The organism is Streptomyces sp. NPDC057253, assembly GCF_042669125.1.
Lineage (GTDB): Bacteria > Actinomycetota > Actinomycetes > Streptomycetales > Streptomycetaceae > Streptomyces.
On the sequence record NZ_JBHUXV010000006.1, the window covers coordinates 1 to 20,059 of the forward strand.

10 protein-coding genes and 2 pseudogenes are annotated in these 20,059 nt (G+C 67.7%); 7 read left to right on the top strand and 5 right to left on the bottom strand.

Features of this window, described 5'->3' with window-relative positions:
- The first annotated feature begins 217 nt into the window (after positions 1-217).
- Positions 218-1,120: an aminoglycoside phosphotransferase family protein gene (locus ACFULQ_RS04725; RefSeq protein WP_383538144.1), complete on the top strand. Its 903-nt coding sequence runs from the start codon at positions 218-220 to the stop codon at positions 1,118-1,120.
- Between the two features lie 221 nt (positions 1,121-1,341).
- Here ACFULQ_RS04725 and ACFULQ_RS04730 read toward each other — a convergent pair.
- The 5 genes and pseudogenes from ACFULQ_RS04730 to ACFULQ_RS04750 form a co-directional block, all read right to left on the bottom strand.
- Positions 1,342-1,455: pseudogene (locus ACFULQ_RS04730) on the bottom strand (IS5/IS1182 family transposase); the annotation flags it as partial.
- Positions 1,456-1,482: 27 nt separating this feature from the next.
- Positions 1,483-2,010, bottom strand: coding sequence for a hypothetical protein (locus ACFULQ_RS04735; protein ID WP_383538146.1), 528 nt, complete (start codon positions 2,008-2,010; stop codon positions 1,483-1,485).
- A 101-nt stretch (positions 2,011-2,111) separates the two neighbouring features.
- Positions 2,112-2,474, bottom strand: coding sequence for a transposase (locus ACFULQ_RS04740; protein WP_383538148.1), 363 nt, complete (start codon positions 2,472-2,474; stop codon positions 2,112-2,114).
- A gap of 512 nt (positions 2,475-2,986) precedes the next feature.
- A pseudogene (locus ACFULQ_RS04745) lies at positions 2,987-4,135 on the bottom strand (serine protease); the annotation flags it as partial.
- Positions 4,132-4,470 (bottom strand): CU044_2847 family protein, encoded by a 339-nt coding sequence (locus ACFULQ_RS04750; RefSeq protein WP_383538150.1) that lies wholly within the window; start codon positions 4,468-4,470, stop codon positions 4,132-4,134. The pseudogene ACFULQ_RS04745 and the gene ACFULQ_RS04750, both read right to left, overlap by 4 nt.
- Before the next feature lie 205 nt (positions 4,471-4,675).
- Here ACFULQ_RS04750 and ACFULQ_RS04755 point away from each other — a divergent pair, with 205 nt between their 5' ends.
- The 6 genes from ACFULQ_RS04755 (at position 4,676) to ACFULQ_RS04780 (ending at position 20,004) form a co-directional block, all read left to right on the top strand.
- A complete protein-coding gene (locus ACFULQ_RS04755) occupies positions 4,676-5,020 on the top strand; it encodes a hypothetical protein (RefSeq protein WP_383538153.1) in 345 nt (114 codons plus the stop codon).
- Between the two features lie 810 nt (positions 5,021-5,830).
- Positions 5,831-9,580, top strand: a complete 3,750-nt coding sequence (locus ACFULQ_RS04760; RefSeq protein ID WP_383538156.1) for a LamG-like jellyroll fold domain-containing protein — start codon at positions 5,831-5,833, stop codon at positions 9,578-9,580.
- 97 nt (positions 9,581-9,677) lie between these two features.
- On the top strand, positions 9,678-16,259 hold the full coding sequence (locus tag ACFULQ_RS04765) for an RHS repeat-associated core domain-containing protein (protein ID WP_383538159.1): 6,582 nt from the start codon (positions 9,678-9,680) through the stop codon (positions 16,257-16,259).
- Between the two features lie 51 nt (positions 16,260-16,310).
- Positions 16,311-16,778, top strand: a complete 468-nt coding sequence (locus ACFULQ_RS04770) for an SMI1/KNR4 family protein (RefSeq protein WP_383538161.1) — start codon at positions 16,311-16,313, stop codon at positions 16,776-16,778.
- 1,289 nt (positions 16,779-18,067) lie between these two features.
- The gene (locus ACFULQ_RS04775) at positions 18,068-18,502 is read left to right on the top strand and encodes a hypothetical protein (RefSeq protein WP_383538164.1); all 435 of its coding nucleotides are present in this window, start codon (positions 18,068-18,070) and stop codon (positions 18,500-18,502) included.
- Complete coding sequence (locus tag ACFULQ_RS04780) at positions 18,499-20,004, top strand: UvrD-helicase domain-containing protein (RefSeq protein ID WP_383538166.1); 1,506 nt, start codon at positions 18,499-18,501, stop codon at positions 20,002-20,004. Before ACFULQ_RS04775 ends, ACFULQ_RS04780 begins: the two co-directional genes overlap by 4 nt.
- Positions 20,005-20,059: the final 55 nt, after the last annotated feature.

The window sequence follows — 20,059 nt, forward strand, 5'->3', positions numbered from 1 at the left end:
ACCGTCCCCATCGGTACCCGGACCCTCTTGCGCACCTCAGTCCCGCACTCCAAGAATCGCCACATAAATCAACGAAATAGGTTAAAACGACCTCTGAGTGCCTGTTCCTGATCCGAACATGACAGGCAGGCTTTGTGATCTCTCGCAGTGAAGGTCGTTCGGCTAGATCTTCTGGAGAGCGAGAGCCGCTCCACCTGCCCCAGTACTGTGACTTCGCATGACCGACTCTGAGATCGAGATCACCACCGACCTGGTCCGCGAGCTGCTGCAGGAGCAGCATCCGGACCTTGCGGGGTTGGCCATCCGTGAAGTAGCGGGCGGCTGGGGCAACCAGATGTGGCGCCTTGGGGACGAGTTGGCCGTGCGCATGCCGCGCATGGAAGGTGCCACGGATCTCCTGCGCAAGGAGTGCCGGTGGCTGCCTGTCCTGGCCCCGCGTCTTCCGCTCCCGGTTCCGACGCCTGTACGGATCGGTCAACCGTCCGCGCGTTTTCCGAGGCCCTGGAGCGTTATGACGTGGGTCCCCGGCGAGCCACTGGACTACACCTCGATCAGTCGCGGCGACCATTCGGCCGACACTCTGGCGGGTTTCCTCAGGGCACTCCATGTGGAGGCGCCCACCGAGGCGCCCACCATGTCGGACCGGGGCGCCCACCCCAAGAAGTGCACGGACGGCTTCGAGGATTTCCTGCAAGGCGTTGCCCCCGGCGGCCTTGCCGCCGATGTCCGGGCCGTCCGGGCCGTCTGGGACGATGCTGTTGCGGCCCCCGAGTGGGAGGGTCCGCGGGTATGGCTGCACGGTGATCTCCATCCCGCGAATGTCGTCGTCTCGGACGGGACGCTCTCGGGCGTGATCGACTTCGATGCCATGTTCGCCGGCGATCCGGCGTGGGACCTCGCAGCCGCGTGGGTGCTGCTTCCCGCGGGCGCGGGCCGACGGTTCTTCGAGGTGTACGCGTATGCGGACGAGGCGACGGTCCGGCGCGCCCGCGGGCTGGCTGCCATGAAGAGCCTCTTCCTCATCCTCATGGGCCAGGCCGGAGATCGGGGCCTTCCGGGCGGCAAGCCGACCTGGGGACCCGCAGGTCGGGCAGCGCTCGATCGTGTTCTGGCAGCGTGATGAGGTTAAGCATCGTGTTCTGGCCCGCTGCCGTGGTGTGCAAGTCGGAGGTCAGGGAATCGGTGTTGCGGAGCCTGGCCAGCTGAACTGCCTCATGGGAAAGTGGTCGCCCGGTCGGGAACCCGGGCTGATCTGGGTGGAGTTGCCGACCGTGAACTTGAGAACGATCAGTCCCGGTTGGCCTCGCGGGAGGCGGGCTGTCCGCTCCGGCGGGAAGACCGGCGGGTGATGCGCCTGGTCATCAGCGTGATCGCGGCCCAGGTGATCAGAGATTCCGAGTGCTGGATGAGCCGTTCGTAGTCCCGGGCGTGACGGCGGGCGTGCATGATCCAGGCGGGCTCTGTCCGCAGTTCCGTGATGGCCTAGAGTCCGGCAGGGTCGGAAGCACTGGAGTCAGCTCGGCGTGCCGACTGCCGAATCGAGAAGGGCAGCGGTTCTTGACTGCCGCGAAGGACGTTGATCGCCTCGGCGACCGCTGCAAAGTACCCGCCTCTGGCCTCGCGGTACTGCGTGCTGCCCGTCCGTTCGCCTGCGGCAACGGTTTCACGGTAGCGGCGCAGGGCATCTAGAAGAGCTTCGCAACCAGCGACAATCTCTGGTGGCGACGAAAGGGCAAGCCGATAACGCCAGGTGTAGAGGTCCGCTTCTCGGAAGGCTTCGCGAGCGCGTTGGTTACCGTCCTCGGTTGGAGGCTGGTCTTGGTGCGCGACGTTCCAGACGATGTCTGCACTGCGAGCGACGGCTGCGATGAAGTCGGCGCGGAGCTGTTGCTGTGCAAGCTCTATGCGCTCCCGCTTGTCGCGTATCCACCTAGTTCGGTCGGCCAGCAATGTGGAACCTACGCCGATCGCAGCGCCAACGAGCGTGCTGACGAGCGGAACCACGTCCATGTTTCCCCCTGGAAGGTCCATTGCGCGCATGTGGGCAGAACCTGCCCACTACGGCCGCAATGTAGGTATCCCTCCAGTTGTAAGTCTGCACTCCCAGATGGTCAGGGCTGGGTGAGGATCCGGGTTCGGAGCAGTTCGAACGAGGCTCTGCCGTACATAGCCCGCTTGAGTGTCTTCACCCGGTTCACGTTTCCTTCGACGGCTCCAGAGCTCCACTGGAGGGTCAGGCCGGCGGTCACTGCGTCGAGGTCCTGGCGGAGGAAGCCGGCGAAGCCCTTCATGGGCTTCGGTGCGTCCTGCTCGGCCTGCCGGATCCACTCCAGCAGCAGGTGTCCGCGCTGGTGACGGACCATGTCGGCGAACGTCCGGGCGAGGTCGCAGGCCCGGGTGATGTCGGGGCAGGCGAGCCGGACTTGAAGGAGCCGCTCGTCCCGGCTCTGGGTGAGCGTCTCCCGGGGCCGCATGATCCACGAAGTGATTTTCCGAGGACTGGGGACGTCGGCCCGGACCGGTTCGGCGGTGCCCGCGCGGAGCGGCGAGGTGTTTGCGGACGACCTGGCGGCTGCCGCGATAGCCGCGAGCCTGGATCTCCAGGAAGAGCTGGGTGCCGCTGGCCTGGCCTTGGGCTTCGGTGAAGCGGGCGTTGAGGTATGCCTTGAACGGCTCCAGGACGCCGTTGGGGCGACGCTCGCGGGCGGAGGCCAGTAGCTCGTCGAGAGCGGTGTCGCGGAAGCGGCGCACGGTCTTGCGGTCGAGGCTGAGACGGCGGGCGATGGCGCTGATCGTAGGCCAGCCACGGCTCCATCGTCGTCCAGTGCTCCCAGGCGATGCCGACGACGCACCCGCCGGCGACGGCAAGGAGACCGCCCACTGCCACGGCAGTCCTGGCGGCAACCTGGACGCGGCCGTTCAGCAACGTCTCGTCGCGCCAGTACGCGGGCCACCTGTCGGAGGTGAGCAGGCCGGCCATGCCCGGTTCGACGAGGCCGTCGAGCGAGCCGTGCCGGAGCGTCGCGACGATGCGGAGGGTGCGGCCGGATGTGGGGTGTACGGTCCGGGCCATCGCCACGGCCAGTGCCAGCAGTCGGCGCGCCTCCTCGGGCTCGGTGGCGGCGATCTCCTCGAACTGATCGAGGAAGAGGATGTGGCCCTGCTCACCGCTGCGGGCGAGGAGTTCATCCATGAGCAGGGGGGCGGTTTCGGCCAGGTTCCCGTCCGTGGCGTCCGGTTCGACCTCCAGCGCCCGTGCCAGGGCTCGTACCGGGCGGGCACCGCGGATGGGTCGGAATGCGGTCACCGAGTAGCCCCGGGAGCGGAGTTCGGGCAGCACTCCGGCACGTACGAGGGAGGACTTGCCGCTGCCCGACGCGCCGACGACGGTGTACCGCAGCACCGCGTCGGTCACCCGGCGGACATCCGTCTCCCGACCGTAGAAGAACTCCGCGTCTTCCTCCCGGAACGGCTCCAGGCCTCGGTACGGACAGCGTCGCAGTTCGGGCTGCAGTTCGACCAGCGTGGCGGACGGTACGAGGTAGGCGGTGTCCTCGCGTTCGCCGCGGGGCGTTGCCACCACCATGCCGATGACGCCGCCGAGTTCTTCGTCCCATACGGGGCACCCGCTGAATCCTCGGGAGATGCGGCGCAGTCTGTCGTACTCCTCGGACAGCGCGATCCAGCCGGCACCGACACGGTCGCGCACGCGGCCCTGCGCCCACTGGCCGTGGTCGCTGCCGGCCGGGAAGCCCACTCTGAAGCGGTGCCCCCACATCTCGCTGCTGCTGACCAGGGGCACCGGGCGGACTGTCTGCGGGAGTTCCTCGGGCAGCCGCAGCAGGGCGATGTCCCCGCTGCCGTCCTCGCCGACCGGTTCCCAGGAGGAGACCCGGACCGGGTAGGCCCGCCGTACGTGCGACGCGTCCCGCAGCAGCGGGGAGTCGAGAGTGACCGTGCCGTCGGGGAGGTCTCCGGACCGCTCCGCCTGCTCCGTGCCAAGCGCCTGCGCGACGACGTGCGCGCAGGTGCACACGGTGTCCGGCGCGATGAGGAATCCGGCTCCGGCCACGGTGCCGTCCGGCGCCAGCACTCTCGCAACCGCCGGCGCGAGACGGTCGACGGGGCTGCTCATGGCGGGTCGGCCGGGCTCGCGGAGGCGGAGTTGTCCCAGGTCGCGGTCACCGTGAAGCTGGCCTCGGTCGCCGCCCTGGCCACCACGACCCCCGCCCCAGCCACGACCGTGATGCCGAACTGCACGGTCATGGTCTGCGGTACGGCGGCCAGTCCCCGTACCGTGTCGACGACCGATTGCAGAGCGGGGCGTACTCCGGCGAGCGCTTCGTCCAGGGACTGGGCCCCCTGGCGCAGACCATCGGTCAGTCGTCCCACCCGGTCAACGCCCGGCGGAGCCTCCCCCTGCACCTCGACCAGGAGCACGCTGCCGTCCGCTAGAGCCAATTCCCCCATGTGCGACATGGTTTCCCCCGACCAGCCGTCATCCACCGCACTGTAGCTATTGCAGCCAGTGACATCCATGAGCACAAGACGGGGAGGACAGGAGGGTGTGATGAACTTTTGTCGCCTGCGTGAGCGGGCGGCCTACGATCCGTCACCGTGTCGACGCGCCGGGAATCGTGGGCAGGGTGTGGGATTGTCCGAACTGGAGCAGATCATGGCTCGCCGTAACGAACTGGACGCGCCCGCCGAGGAGTTGGCCCAGCGGTTTCAGGAGGTCGAGGCCGAGCGGGAGGAGTGGGGGAGCGCTGAGCGGGTCCTGCTCCGCCTGGCCGAACGGACCGGGCCGATACGGAGGCCGCTGGGGCGGGTGTCCGGCCGCCGTATTCCATGGGTTCTGTGGCTGTCGGGGTTCTTCACCGCATCAAGTACAAGGGGGGGTACGACCCGTTCGGTGCCGTACCGCCCTTCCGTGATGGGTCAGACAGCGGGTTCGGCGGTCGGCACGGCCGCGGTTGCCTCCACCTGTGTCGCGGCGGTCCGGCCGGGCAGGGCCGGGTGATCTGGGCCGATCCGCCGAAGGCGCGCCCAGGTCACGCACCCCTGGTCGCCGGGATGGCGGCTGCGGCAATAAACGAGCCAGCTGTTGCGTCACCTTGTTAGGGGATCCAGTCCGCGTCGACTGTTGTGCGGCTCCAGCGGCCGAAGCTGTGAACTTCCTGTGTTTCCATCGGTCATCTTTGCATTCCTTTGTCTTTTCTTTCTCTTTCTGGGGAGCACTTACAAGCCACCGTCGCTCTTGCGTCGACGCTGGGATGTAGGTGCTGAGAACGTGCTGGATGTGATCCGCATGTCGACGCAGGTAGGGGCGGGCGGGGGAGTGGGAGCTGGTCGTGGCTCTGTGGTGGTTGGCCGTCAAGGCTGTGTGTGCATTTTGCTAGTGCTGATCAGGTGCATGAGTGAACGAGTGATGCGTCCCAGGGGTTTGATTTGCCGCGTATAGATCTTTCATAGAACTTTCTCCGCAGAGAAGAGAGTCTCTGCTGCTGCTCAGCTGGCGGGGCAGTGTGCAGCGCGTGCCTTGTTTGGTGTGGATTGTTTGCTGAAGTGACTCCTTGACTGGCCGGAGTGACTCCTAGTCCGTGCGCCCTTGCCGGACGACGCGCGTCGGCTCCAGGGGTGTCGCTCGAGTGTCGTGTGCCTGATCTGTAGGGCCGTTGTTCTGGACTCCTTCCGTCCTGTTTAGTCATTTGTGTGTGGCTGGATCTTGCTCAACTTGCTTGTGTTAGCCATTGACCGGTTGCGAGAGGGACGGTTCTGATGAGGCGGCCATAAGGGCGGAGTAAGAACTCCGTGAACGGTTGGGGTGGGGATGGCGTTTCTTTGGCGTGCGCGCTCGGCGGTTGGCGCGCGTAGACGGGTCGCTGCACTTGTGGCGGCGGTCGCTGTGACGGCTGCCTTGCCGACTCTGGTCCTCCCGCCGGCGGGAGCCCACGCGGACGACACGACGACGACCAGCCAGGCGACGCCCGAGGCTCGCGCGGATGCGGAGAAGGCGGCGGAGACTGGTGAGCAGGTTGAGGTCGTGGGTGAGCGCACCCCGTACACCACCACGTTGGCCAATCCGGACGGTGTGACGTTCACGCTCAAGGACTCTGCCGTTCCGGTGCGGGTGAAACAGGCCGACGGTTCCTGGGCGCAGCCGGACGCGACCTTGGAGGAGCGGTCGGACGGTTCCGTCGGGCCGAAGGCGGCGGTTGCCAAGATGTCCTTCTCGGGCGGCGGCTCCGGCGCAGACCTGGTGAAGCTGTCGCTCAACGGGCGATCGCTGACCGTGGGGTGGCCAGGCACTTTGCCGAAGCCGACCCTGGACGGTGACTCCGCGGTGTACGCGGACGTCCTGCCCGGCGTGGACCTGCGGATGACCGCCACCACCGAGGGCTACCGCGAGGTGCTCGTCGTCAACTCGGCCTCGGCCGGGGCGAACCCGGACCTGAAGAAATTGTCTTTCCCGGTGAAGGCCAAGGGGCTGACTCTCCAGGATGGCGGCGACGGTGGCGTGTCCGCGGTCGACGACGACGGCAACGCCATCTTCCGTTCTCCCGCCGCCCAGCAGTGGGACTCGGCAGGCGACGCCACCGTGACCGCCTCCGCCACGCCCGAGGACTCATCGGGTTCGGCGTCCCAGGCCTCGTTCATGACGACGGCGCAGGACACCGCCACGGCGGAGACCGCGGGTGACGACGGTGAGGTGACGCCGGATCCGGCCGAGGGGCCCAGCGACGGGGACTCCTCCACACGTCTGCCAGTCACCGCGGAGCAGACCGCGATCACGGTGACACCGGACGCGTCGATGCTAACTGACGACTCCGCGGTGTTCCCCCAGTACATCGACCCGGATGTCGGCATGACGGCCTCTGAGCGGACCTTGCTGTCCTCGGACGGGGACACGTTCTACAACTTCTCCGGGGGCGACAGCGGAAAAGGCGTCGGCTACTGCGGCACCTACGTCACCGGGGGTGTCTCGTACTACTGCGGCTCCGGCTACAAGAACCGCATGTACTTCGAGTTCTCACCGGCGAAGCTGGCAGGCAAGCACGTCCTGGACGCCACCTTCGCCATCACGGAGAAATGGTCGATGTCCTGCACGGCGTCGTGGGTGGACCTGGTGCGCACGGGAAACATCTCGTCCTCGACGAACTGGCCGGGCCCGACGGCGAACTGGGACTTGATGGTGGACCGGGACGTGTCCGCGGGGCGCGGGTCGGCCTGCGATCCCAGTCAGCCCGCCGCCCCGATCGAGTTCAACGACAACCCCGCCGAGACCAACGAGAACCTGACCTCGACCGTGACGAAGTTCGCCGCCGGCGACTTCTCCCGGCTGACGCTGATGCTCAAGGCACACGACGAGAGCGATCCGAACAGCTGGAAGCGGTTCGACGACGACGCCGAACTCGATGTCAAGTACGTCGGCATTCCCGCCAAGCCCACGAAGATCGGCCTGGTCGTCGGGACGAGTGTTGTCTGCGAGACCGACCAGTCGGATCCGCTGGTGGTGTCCAGCCCGACGCCCTCACTCGCCGCGACACCGCAGACCGCGGCCGGCGGTGAGTCCGGGGCTTCGCTGCGGATCGCCTACGACGTCGACAAGTACAGCTCCAGCACTTGGTCGGACGCCTACGAGGCGGAGCGGCCGACCAGCGGCTATGTCGGAGACAACGTGTCGCCCGGCACCGTGCCGACGTCCACGCTGACCGAGGGCACGCTGTACCGCTACCGGGCCTGGACGCGCTCGTACTACAACAGCGGGGCCGACTGGCTGTCCGGGCCGTCGAACGCGTCGACGACGGGCTGGTGCTATTTCAAGGTCGACCCGACCCGTCCCAAGGCCCCGGGGATCGCCCTGTCGAGCCCGTACTCGGTGTGCAACAGCCCCTGCACGGCGGCGGGCGGACCGGGCACCGATGTGACGTTCACGTTCAGCGCCGCCTCCGGAGATGCGGCCACCGTCACCGGCTACCAGTACAAGATGTCGTCCTCGGCCGCCTGGTCGTCGGTGATCCCGGCCTCGAAGCCGACCACCGTGTTCACGCCACCGGCCTCGGGCACCTTCACCGTCTTCGTACGGGCCGAGGACTCGTTGGGCTGGGGTGCCACGAATTCGGTGGACTTCCTGGTCGCGGAGGGCAGCGGCCCGATCGGCCAGTGGCACTTCGACGAGGCGAGCGGTGTCGCGCTCGACACGTCCACGACGGTGGCGGCGGAGCAGGACGACGCGACCCTCTCCGCGACCGGCGCCTCGCGTGATGGCCGTGGCCGTCGCGGTGTGCTGACACGGGACGCGACAGGAGCAGAGCTGGCGACGCCGGTGACGGACACCGGTCTGACCCTCGACGGTTCCGCTGGTTACGCGGCCACCTCGGGCGCGGTGGTGGAGGCCAGGTCGTCGTACACGGTCGAGGCCTGGGCCCGGATGGCTGCCGCCCCGACCCACAACTACGTGGTGCTCTCCCAGACCGGCACCGGAAGCACACAGCCCGGTTTCGCGATCTACTACTCCACCGCCTACAGCAAGTGGATCTTCAACTGGCACTGGGTCGACTCCTCCGGCACCTGGCACTACGTGCGTTCGTTCGCGGACGCCACCTCGCCACCGGTGAAGGTGTGGACGCACCTGGCCGGGGTGTACGACGCGAAGGCAGGAACGATCCAGCTGTACGTCAACGGCAAAGCCCAGGGCAGCCCGCAGGCCGTGCCGAGCGGAGAACCCGAAGCGGACACCGGCCCGCTAGAGTTCGGTCGCGGAAACGCCGCCACGGCAGGCGCCTTCACGGACTACTTCGACGGTCAGATCGACGAGGCCACCGTCTGGCAGCGCGCCCTGTCGCCGGATGAACTGTCCACCGAGGCACAGCTGAAGACCAACGACAGCTTCGCGGCCGCGGAGCTGGTGGCCGACTGGGATCCGTCCACGGCGAACGGCACCACGGTGACCGACACCACCTCCGGCTACGGCTCGGCCTTGACCCTGTCCGGCGGCGCGACGCTGGACGGAACCGGGATCGTCCTGGACGGCACCGACGACGCGGCGACCGCACCGGGGCCGCTGGTGGACGACACCGGTTCCTTCACCGCGACCACCGCGGTACAGCTGGACAGCGCCACGCTCGCGGCGAAGCCGGTGGGCTATGTGGGACAGGTGCTCGGACAACGCAGCTCAGACGGATCCGGCTGGGGCCTGTGGTACCAGCTGACGGGAACCGACACCGACCCCGAGACCGACGCGACCATCCCGGTCGGCTTCTGGCACTTCGGCCGACTGAACGCCAACGGCAGCTTCACCGGAGTGGTCTCCGACACCGTGGCCGACCTGGGCAGCGCGGTGCGCCTGACTGGCGTGTTCGACGCCCAGGCCGGGACGGTCAGCCTCTACGTGGGCGAGGCGCAGAACGGCGACGCGACCGCCTACACGGCGACGGCGGGGACCGGCGACTTCGCCGTCGGCAAGGCGTATGTGAGCGCGGCATGGGGTCACTATCTGCCCGCCACGGTCAGCGACATCCGAGTCTGGGCCGGCGCCATGGCCGGACAGGAGCAGATCGCCGAAACGGTCGGGGACTGACCTCCCGGACATCCTGGCGGGGCGGCCCCATGCTGCCGCCCCGCTCCGCACCGCGCCATCTTCAGTCCCGAATTCCCTTTATTGATGCCTTTCTTCCATGTGTGAGGGGTTTGTTGTCGTGAGTGCCGGTATACGGGCCCGATGGCTGCGGGCGACATTCCATCCCGCCTTCCTGCTTCCCGCGAGAAGTCCTCACCACAGAGGTGCGGGACGCCGCAGACACAGAGCGGTCACCGTCGGTGTGTCGCTCGCACTGGCCCTGGCAGGTCTGAGCCCCGCGGCCGCCGAGGCCGCATCCGGAACCAAACAACTCGTGCCCAGCGTACCGGCGCAGCGCTCCGACACGGTCAAGACGGTCACCAGCCTGGGCGCACAGAAGGCCCGCAAACAGGTGGCGGCGCAGAAGGCCGCCAACAAGAAGCAGATCAACGCCGCGCTCGCGGAACAGAAGGCCACCTGGCCCCACGCAGCCACCGACACCGCCGAGCTGCCCCCATCCGGCACCGCCGGACTGTCTGCCGGAGGACTGCCCATCACCGTCCGGCGCGACAAGGGCACCAGGGCGGCCGCAGGGTCGGTCACTGTCACAGTGCTCAGCCGCAAGGCGGCGGCAGCCGCGGGCATCAAGGGCGTACTGCTGACCGCGAGCGCCGAGAGCAGCGGCAGAGCCCAGGTCGACGTCGACTACAGTGCCTTCGCCTCGGCGTACGGCGGCGACTGGGCGGGCCGTCTGCACCTGGTGCGACTGCCGAACTGCGCGCTGACCAGTCCGGCGAAGGCCGCCTGCCGTGCCCAGACCTCCCTGGACTCGCGCAACGACGTCACCGGCCAGAACGTGTCGGCCACGGTGCCGCTGGAGCAGACCTCCCTGCCACGGGCCGATGAACGCGCATCCCGTTCGGACTTCCGTTCGTCCGCGCTGACGCAGGAAACGGCCTCCTCCGCGACCGTGCTCGCGCTGACGGCCACTTCGGGAGAGTCCGCGTCGGGATCGGGCAACTACTCCGCCACGCCACTGTCCCCGTCGTCGAGTTGGCAGGCGGGCGGCTCCTCCGGGGCGTTCACCTGGAACTATCCGCTATCCACACCCCCCGCGGCGGCAGGCCCCTCGCCGACCCTCTCCCTGGACTACGACTCGGGAAGCACGGATGGCAAGACGGCATCCACCAACAACCAGTCCACCCAGGTCGGCGAGGGCTTCGACCTGACCGCCGCGTCGTACGTCGAGCGCTCGTACGCGTCCTGCGACGACGACGGTCAGACCGACAAGCACGACCTGTGCTGGAAGTACGACAACGCCTCGCTCGTGCTCAACGGAAAGTCCACCGAACTGGTCAAGGACGACACCACCGGAGCCTGGCACCTCAAGGACGACGACGCGTCCACCGTCACCCACTCCACAGGAGGCGACAACGGCGACAACGACGGCGAGTACTGGACCGTCACCACCGCAGACGGCACCAAGTACGTCTTCGGCCTCGATAAACTGCCCGGCGCCGACACCCAGCGCACCAATTCCGTCTGGACCGTCCCGGTCTTCGGCGACGACTCCGGCGAACCCGGCTACGACCAGGGCTCCAGCTTCGCCGACCGTTCCCTCACCCAGGCGTGGCGATGGAACCTCGACTACGTCGTCGACCTGCACGGCAACGCCATGTCGTACTGGTACACGGCCGAAGCGAACTACTACCCCAAGAACGGCGCCTCGACCGCCAACGCCGCCTACACGCGCGGCGGCTACCTCACCAAGATCCTCTACGGGCAGCGGGCCAGCACCCTGTTCACCGGCACCGCCTCGGACGAGGTGACGTTCTCCTACGACGAGCGGTGCACCGCCTCGGACTGCTCCTCGCTGACCAGCTCCACCTCTGACAACTGGCCGGACGTGCCGTACGACTCCATATGCGCCAGCGCGGCCGACGACTGCGACACCTCCAGCCCCACCTTCTTCACCCGCAAGCGCCTCACCGGCATCAACACCCTCGCGTACTCGGCCGCCGGCTCCGCCTACACCGCGGTCGACTCCTGGACGCTGACCCAGAAGTTCCTGGACGGCCAGGACATCGACAACACCTCCGACCAGACCCTGGCACTCTCCTCGATCCGGCACACCGGCAAGAACGGCAGCGACATCGCCCTGCCGCCGGTCACCTTCACCTACCAACTGCGGCCGAACCGGGTGGACTCCACCTCCGACGACATCCTGCCGCTGAGCATGCCGCGCATCGCCTCCATCACGTCCGAGACCGGCGCCATCACCACCGTGACTCTGTCCGACCCGGAGTGCGTACGCGGCTCGAACATGCCAGCGTCCGAGGACAAGGACACCCTGAGCTGCTATCCGCAGTACTGGCACATCAACGGCGCCACCGAAGCCTCCCTCGACTGGTTCAACAAGTACCGCGTCACCGCCGTTCTCAGCTCCGACCCGACCGGCCTGGGCCAGGGAGTCCAGACCTCCTACAGCTACGCCGACCCGGCCTGGCACTACAACTACGACCCCCTCGTCCCCTCGGATGAGCGAACCTGGTCGCAGTGGCGTGGCTACGGCAAGGTCACCACGACCACCGGCGCAGCCGACACCACCCAGTCCAAGACCGTCAGCATCTACATGCAGGGCATGGACGGCGACAGACAGTCCGACGGCAGCACCGCCTCCGCCACCCGGACCGGTCTGAACGTCTCAGGCCTGGACGTCCCCGACCTCGCCGACAGCGACCAGGACGCAGGCTTCCTGCGCGAACAGGTCACCTACGACGGCGACACTCCGGTCACGGTGACGGTCGATACTCCCTGGTCCCAGCAGACGGCCAGTCAGCAGAAGTCGTATGCCGCCATCAAGGCGTACTACCTCCGCACCGGCCAGACCTCCACCTCCACATATCTCACGAACTCCGCGACCTGGCGCACCCGCACCACCAGCACTAGCTACGACGACTACGGCATGGTCACCCAGGTCAACGACACCGGCCAGACCGGCGTCAGCGGGGACAACACCTGCACCCGCACCTGGTACGCCCGCAACACCGCCATCGGCCTGACCGGCCTCGTATCCCGCACGCGGGTCGTGGGCCAGGACTGCTCCGTGGCCGAAAGCAGCCTGGCGCTGCCGACCTCCTCGGCCTCCCGCGGTGACGTGCTGTCCGACACGGCCACGGTGTACGACAACACCTCCGCCACCGCCTGGTCCGCCACCCAGACCCCGACCTTGGGCGAGGCCACCTGGACCGGGCGGGCCTCCGCCTACCCCGCGTCGACCACCAACGGCGAGCGCTATCCGACGACTTGGCAGACGGTCGCCACCACCACCTACGACGACAGCGGCAGCACCACCGGCCTCGGCCGGCCGCTGACCGTCACCGACGCGGCAGGCAACACCACGACGACCACGTACACCCCCACCGACGCCGGCCCGCTGACGAAGACCAAGGTCACCAACGCCAAGTCCCAGAACACCTACGTCTACACGGACTACGGATCGGGGCTGCCCACCAAGGTCTACGACGTCAACAACAAGATCACCGAGACGACATACGACGCGCTCGGCCGACAGACCGCGACCTGGCTACCCAACCGCTCTCACTCAGCGGGCCAGACCCCGAACTACACCTACGCCTACAGCGTCACCAGCGATGCCCCGTCCTGGGCGTCGACCGCCGCGATCAAAGCCGACGGGACCACCTACAACACCACCTACACGATCTACGACTCCCTGCTGCGAACCCTCCAGACCCAAACCCCCACCCCCGACGGCGGCCGCCTGCTCACCGACACCCGCTACGACAGCCGGGGCCTGGCCTACGAGACCTTCGCGGACGTCTTCGACTCCGCGAAGGTGCCCGACGGCACCTACACGCGGGCCGAGTACGGGGGCGCGCCCAAGCAGACCGAGACCGTCTACGACGGCGCGGGCCGGGCCACCAGCAACAGCCTGTACGTGTACGGCGTCAAGAAGTGGACCACCGCGACCAGCTACACCGGCGACTCCATCGCGACGAGCGCACCGAACGGCGGCTCGGCGACCCGAGCCATCACCGACGTCTTCGGCCGCACGGTTGAGAAGCGCTCCTACTCGGGCGCCGATCCGGCCGACACGTCCTACGGCGCCGGGGCCGGAGCCGCCTACACGTCCACCAAGTACACCTACACCCTGGACGGCAGTCCCTCCACCGTCACCGGGCCGGACGGCGCCCAGTGGTCCTACGGATACGACCTGTTCGGCCGGCAGACCTCATCAACCGACCCCGACCTGGGCACCACGACCACCACCTACACGAACCTCGACCAGACGGCCACCACCACCGACGCTCGCGGCACCGAACTGCTCTACGGATACGACGTGTTGGGCCGCAAGACCGACCAGTGGCAGACCGCGATGACGAACGCGGACAAACTCGCCCACTGGGACTACGACACCCTTGCCAAGGGCCAGCTCGACGACTCGATCAGCTACGTCGGCGGCACCGCGGGCAGTGCCTACACCCGCAAGGTCACCGGCTACGACAGCCTCTACCACGCCACCGGAACCCAGCTGATCCTGCCGTCCGGCGACCCTCTGGTCACCTCCGGCGCGGTCACGGCGACCCTCGCCTTCAGCGCGTACTACAACATCGACGGCACCCGGCAGTACTACAGCGAACCCGCCGCCGGTGGCCTGAGCGGAGAGACCGTCGACTACGAGTACGACGGTCTGGGGCTCCCGACCGACGTCGGCGGAGCCACCGGCTACCTCCTCGCCGCCGACTACAACGCCCTCGGCCAGACCAACCAGTACACGCTGGGCACCTCCACGGCCTCTACAGCAAAAAAGGCGTACATCACCAACACCTACGAGGAAGGCACCGACCGCCTCACCCGCAGCCTCACCACCGACGCCACCCGCAGCGTCCAGGACCTGAACTACACGTACGACGACGCCGGCGACGTCACCTCCCTCTTCGACAACGCCAACCTCTCCGGCACCGGTGCCACCGACTACCAGTGCTTCAGCTACGACGGCTACCAGCGCCTCACCGAGGCATGGACCCCGTCCAGCGCCTCCTGCGCCACCAGCAGTCGCACCACCGCCAACCTCGGCGGAGCCTCCCCGTACTGGACCTCGTACACCTACACCAGCAGCGGCCTGCGCACGACAGAGACCGCGCACACGACCAGTGGAAACTCCACCCACACCTACTGCTACAGCGCCACCAAGCCCCATCGTCTGACCGCGACCACGACCACGTCGTCCTGCGACGGCGTGAGCGCCACCTACGGCTACGACCAGATCGGCGACACGACCACCCGTCCCAACGGCACCGACACCCAGTCGCTGACCTGGAACGCCACCGGAAAACTCGACACGGTCACCGAGAAGTCGAGCAGCGGCACCACCAAGAGCACCACCAGCCACGTCTACGACGCCGACGGCAACCTCCTCATCCGCCGCAACACCGCCGGCGAGACCGTCCTGTACCTCGGCACCACAGAGGTTCACCTCGACACATCCACCTCGACCGCCAAGCACTGGGCGCAGCGCTACTACAGCGCCGGCGACACGACGATCGCTCTGCGCACGAACAAGGGCGGAACCGAGAGCCTCTCGTACCTCTCCGGAGACCAGCACGGCACGTCCACCGTCAGCCTCGACGCCACCACCCAAGCCGTCACCAAGCGCTACCTGACACCGTTCGGTACCGCACGCTCCGGCGGCACCGGGACGTGGTCGGACGACAAGAGCTTCCTGGGCAAGAGCACGGACCCCACCAGCGGGCTCAGCTATATCGGCGCACGCGCCTACGATTCCGCGCTCGGCCGCTTCCTCAGCGTCGACCCCGTCCTCGATGCCAGCGACGCGCAATCCCTCAACGGCTACTCCTACGCCGACAACAACCCCGAAACGCTCGCTGATCCCACGGGCCTGGAAATCGGGTCCCGGCCGAACTCGTGCCAGTACGACCTGAGCAACTGCCCCAAGAAGGTACAGAAAGAGGTCGGTTACGACCCGAAGACCGGGACCGCGGACCCGAGCCGGGGAACGGCCACCACCAGCAGCAGAGGAACCGTCGAGAAGCTCAACCATCCGAAGCTGCCCACCGCGCACCTGTCCACGACCGGGGCTGCCGCGATAGGTGCCGGTCTGTACCGGGAGGCCATGAAGGCGGTCGCAACCTACCTCGGAAAGAACTCGTGGGCCTACAGCAGGTTCACCCTCGTGCTCTCACGCGTCTACGTGAACACCGTGGACGGGGTCGTGCCGCGCATCATCGGATTCGTGAGCAAGGGCGGAATCGACGACAAACTCCTCGACATCCTCACGGAGATGGAAGTCACCGTGTACAAGGCGGCACCCGACTCGGGCAAGGGGCATGCCGAGGACTCCGCGCGTGACTTCAAGAAGGACGCCGCCAGACAGGTGGAGGACCTGGGCGGTGAGATCACGGAGGTGGACAACGCCTACGTGACGAACCGGGTCTGCTCGGAGCACTGCGGGAGGAGCCTCACCGAGTACCTCGGGAAACCCGGAGTAGAGGTCACGGAGGGAAGCCATGGATTCCTGGAAGGAAGGGTCGTCGACGAGGGAACCCTAGAGGAATTCAGGGACGCCTACGGGGCAGGACGGGCCATAGACGTCATGACACGGGCGATGGAGGCCGGGTTCCTGTCCGAGGGGGCTGGAATGGAGGACGAAGAGAAGTGACCACCAAAGGCCAGCTTGACGGAGACAAGGGAAGGTCAGACCATGAGCGCCATGACCGACGATGAGATCATCGCCGCCGTAGGTGCGGACCTCGCAGCAAAGGAACCGACGCCCCCGGCAACACCGGACGCGGTAGCCGAAGCGGAACAAGTGATCGGATATCCGCTTCCCCCGCTGCTGCGGCGCCTTTACCTTGAGGTGGCGAATGGTGGATTCGGTCCCCGTGGAGGCGTCCTAGGAGTTCCCGGCGGTAAATGGCGCGGAGACTGGGCGGACATTGTGGACGCCTACCAGGCGTTCTCCGAAGCCCCCGACAGTCCGGTTCCGGCTGGATTGGTCTGGCTGTTCGATTGGGGCGATGCCATCTGGTCCCTCGTGGACTGCCGTGATCCCGCAGGGCCGATGTGGGGATGGGACCCCAACGACGGCCTTGACCGTGCGCTTTTTCCCCAGGGAAAGAATCTCGCGGAATGGCTTGCTGGGTCGCTCGCCGGAACGGAAACTATTCCGACCAGGTAGAACAGCTATGGGCTGTGTCCAGGACGAGTTCGGCGCGGGTCTGGAAGCCGGTCTCCCAGACCCGCCCCCCGAACGTTGACCGCCCTCGCGTCGCAACCGTCATTGCGGCTCTCCGCGTACCCGACATGCTCTGCTCCTCCTCGCACAGCGCCGTCCCTGTGCAGCAACTAGGACGGCTCATGCGCGACAGTTCCCAGCTCAAGGATGCCCGCAAGCCGCGACAGCGGCCCTGGACCGGAACGACCAGCGCATGATGACGCCCCGTCGCTCCAAAGCCCTAATTCCACGGCGCACCCTACGGAGCACCGAGACGATGGTCAGGGGCCCCGGTGACCTGTGCGATGTGACCGCTGCGAGGCCGTCGATCAACACACCGACGGCGCTGGGGGACCGTCGGCCTGATCCGGGCGAGCTGACTTGGCGGAGCCGCCCTCAGGGGAGGGCATCGCTCGCAGGCGCCGAGGCCGCTTGTATGGACGGCGCCCGCGGACCGCTATCACGTCGTCTGGTACGTCCACTCGGCCGTGCGGAGCACTGGGAAGGGTCAGAGGTTTATCAGTGAGGATTCCGCGGCGTACCGTTTCCTCGACGGTGAGTCCCTGCCGCTGTGCCAGGGTGTGGAAGGCTTCGCGTTCTCGCTGCCAGTTCAGGGCACGCTCGGCGGCCGTCTGGCGGACGTACTCATCCGGGGTCAGGCCTAACAAGGACGCGTGGGCGACGATGGCGTCTTGCTCGGCGGGTGTGAACTCCACAAAGAACTCCTGAGGTTGACCGACCGGCTCGGCTGGCATCTGTTCTGCACTGCCAGTACCCCGCCCAGACCGTCACGCTATCGCAGCGTTTGCCCGTCCGTATTGCCTGGTTCAGGCCTGGCAGTGGTGCGATATCGGATGTTGATGTGGCGGCTGCTTTGCCACAGTGGGGGAGTGGCTGATGATTTCCGGTTTCTGGCGTTGCGGGCGTTCGCGCGGCCGCCGCGCCTGTTGGTGGTGGTGCCCTCTGCCGAGGCGGAGTGGGTGCGGTGGGCGGCGGCAGGGCTGGGCGCGCTGAGCCGGGTCCGGGGAGGCTGTGCCGGAGCGGTCGTTCCTGCTTCAGTAATTGATCATCCTGCGCTGGCGGACGTGATGCGGCGGATGCAGCCTGACCACGTATTGGCGTACGTGCCTTCCGGCGCCACGGTCGAAGGGATCTACCCGGGGGCCATAAGCCGGGCCTTGGGCGGCCTCGAGGGCGAGACGAGACGTCAAGCCGAGAGTCTCGCCCGCTCGGAGGCATGGAGCCTCGGGGGGTTGCCGGATCTTGAACCGGCGATTACGGCGCTGCGGGAGCGGCTGAGCGTGAATGCCGCCCGCCTACTCCCGCTCGCGGCCAACCGTGACGCCACCCGCCTCATGGCCCTCCTGGCCGCCAAGACTCCCCGCCGGGCCGCACACCGGCTTGCGGCACGGCTGCACTACTCGGACACCGACCACACGGTGCTGCTCAACGTGGTCTTCCCCCCAGCCACGCATGCCGCCCTCGAGGCTCAGGCTCACCACGCCGCCCAAACCCCCGAGCGCTTCCTGGAACTGGCCGTCCGCCGCGCCCTGGCCGAGCGTGCCGACCAGGAGACCGACCGCCTCGACCGGGCCGTACGCCAACTTCTCGCCCATACCCTCCCCGCCTACCTCCTGTCCGCCGTCGGTCAGGCACTCACCCGACTCCCCGAAAGCCTCACCCCATGAAATCCACCGACGAACAGACCGCCGCCGCCGACGCCTTCCACACCGGCGGCCACCTCGCCCTGCAGGCCGGCGCCGGCACCGGCAAGACCACCGCCCTGGCCCTGCTTGCCCACAGCACCAACCGCCGCGGCCGTTACCTCGCCTACAACCGGGCCATCGCCCAGGACGCACGCGCACGCTTCCCCGCCACCGTCCAGTGCAAGACGGCCCACGCCCTCGCCTACGCCGTCGTCGGCCACCGCTACACCCGCCGCCTGAACGCACCCCGCCGCCCGGCTTGGCAGACCGGACAAGCCCTCGGCCTGACCAAAGCCGTCCGCATCGGCGATCGCGAGATCTCCCAACGAGCCCTGTCCAACGCCGCCCTGCGCACCGTCACCCGCTTCTGCCACACCGCCGACGAGATCATCACCCGCCACCACGTGCCCCGCCTGCGCGGCCTGGACGACCCCGGCCTCCACCGCGAACTCGCCACCCACATCCTGCCCTTCGCCCGCAAAGCCTGGGCCGACCTGCAGCACCCCGACGACGGCGCCGTCCGCTTCGACCACGACCACTACCTCAAGATCTGGGCCCTTGCACGGCCGCGTATCCAGGCCGACTTCCTGCTGCTGGACGAGGCCCAGGACACCAACCCCGTCGTCGAACAGATCTTCCTCGCCCAACGCGAGCACGCCCAGCTGGTCATGGTCGGCGACTCCGCCCAGGCCATCTACCACTGGCGCGGCGCCAAAGACATCATGACCGGCTTTGCTGGCACTCACCTGGCCCTGTCCCAGTCCTTCCGCTTCGGCCCCGACCTCGCCGCCGAGGCCAACCGCTGGCTGCACCTGGCCGACGCCCCGATCCGTCTCACCGGCACCCCCGCCGTCCCCACCGAACTCGGCCCCGTCACCCAGCCGGACGCCGTGCTGTGCCGCACCAACGTCGGTGCCATGGCCCAGGTCATGACCCTCATGGCGGCCGGCTACCGGGTCGCCTTGGCCGGGGGAGGGGACAGCCTGCAGGCTCTGGCACTCGCCGCCCGCGACCTGAAGGAAGGCCGCCGCACCCACCACCCCGAACTCATCCTCTTCCCCTGCTGGAGCGACCTGCAGGACTACGCGGCCCACGACCCGGCCGGACGCGACCTGCAGCCCCTGGTCAACCTCGTCGACACCCACGGCACCGACGTCATCCTCACCGCCGTCGCCCGCCTCGCCCCCGAACCGCACGCCCAGGTCACCGTCTCCACCGCCCACAAAGCCAAAGGACGCGAATGGCCCCGCGTCCTCATCGCCGACGACTTTGCCCTCCCCAAGGACAACGCGACCGATGGACAAAAAGGCACCACGACGCCACCCGACCCCATCGACGACGCCGAAGCCCGTCTGGCCTACGTAGCGGTCACCCGCACGCGCCACCGCCTCGACCTGGGCGGCCTGTCCTGGATCCACGACTACCCCGACGGCACTCCGCCCGCTGCGACGTCTTCCTCCCGGGACTCAACAAGACTCGGCTGATCGCACGCATCGATGAGAAGTTCGAACGCCATACCTTGCCGCAACCCAAACACCA

What these genes read in the sequence shown, in the direction of transcription:
- ACFULQ_RS04725 (WP_383538144.1), top strand. Translation starts at nt 218, where the DNA reads ATGACCGACTCTGAGATCGAGATCACCACCGACCTGGTCCGCGAGCTG.
- ACFULQ_RS04735 (WP_383538146.1), bottom strand. Translation starts at nt 2,010, where the DNA reads ATGGACGTGGTTCCGCTCGTCAGCACGCTCGTTGGCGCTGCGATCGGC.
- ACFULQ_RS04740 (WP_383538148.1), bottom strand. Translation starts at nt 2,474, where the DNA reads ATGCGGCCCCGGGAGACGCTCACCCAGAGCCGGGACGAGCGGCTCCTT.
- ACFULQ_RS04750 (WP_383538150.1), bottom strand. Translation starts at nt 4,470, where the DNA reads ATGGGGGAATTGGCTCTAGCGGACGGCAGCGTGCTCCTGGTCGAGGTG.
- ACFULQ_RS04755 (WP_383538153.1), top strand. Translation starts at nt 4,676, where the DNA reads ATGGCTCGCCGTAACGAACTGGACGCGCCCGCCGAGGAGTTGGCCCAG.
- ACFULQ_RS04760 (WP_383538156.1), top strand. Translation starts at nt 5,831, where the DNA reads ATGGCGTTTCTTTGGCGTGCGCGCTCGGCGGTTGGCGCGCGTAGACGG.
- ACFULQ_RS04765 (WP_383538159.1), top strand. Translation starts at nt 9,678, where the DNA reads ATGTGTGAGGGGTTTGTTGTCGTGAGTGCCGGTATACGGGCCCGATGG.
- ACFULQ_RS04770 (WP_383538161.1), top strand. Translation starts at nt 16,311, where the DNA reads ATGACCGACGATGAGATCATCGCCGCCGTAGGTGCGGACCTCGCAGCA.
- ACFULQ_RS04780 (WP_383538166.1), top strand. Translation starts at nt 18,499, where the DNA reads ATGAAATCCACCGACGAACAGACCGCCGCCGCCGACGCCTTCCACACC.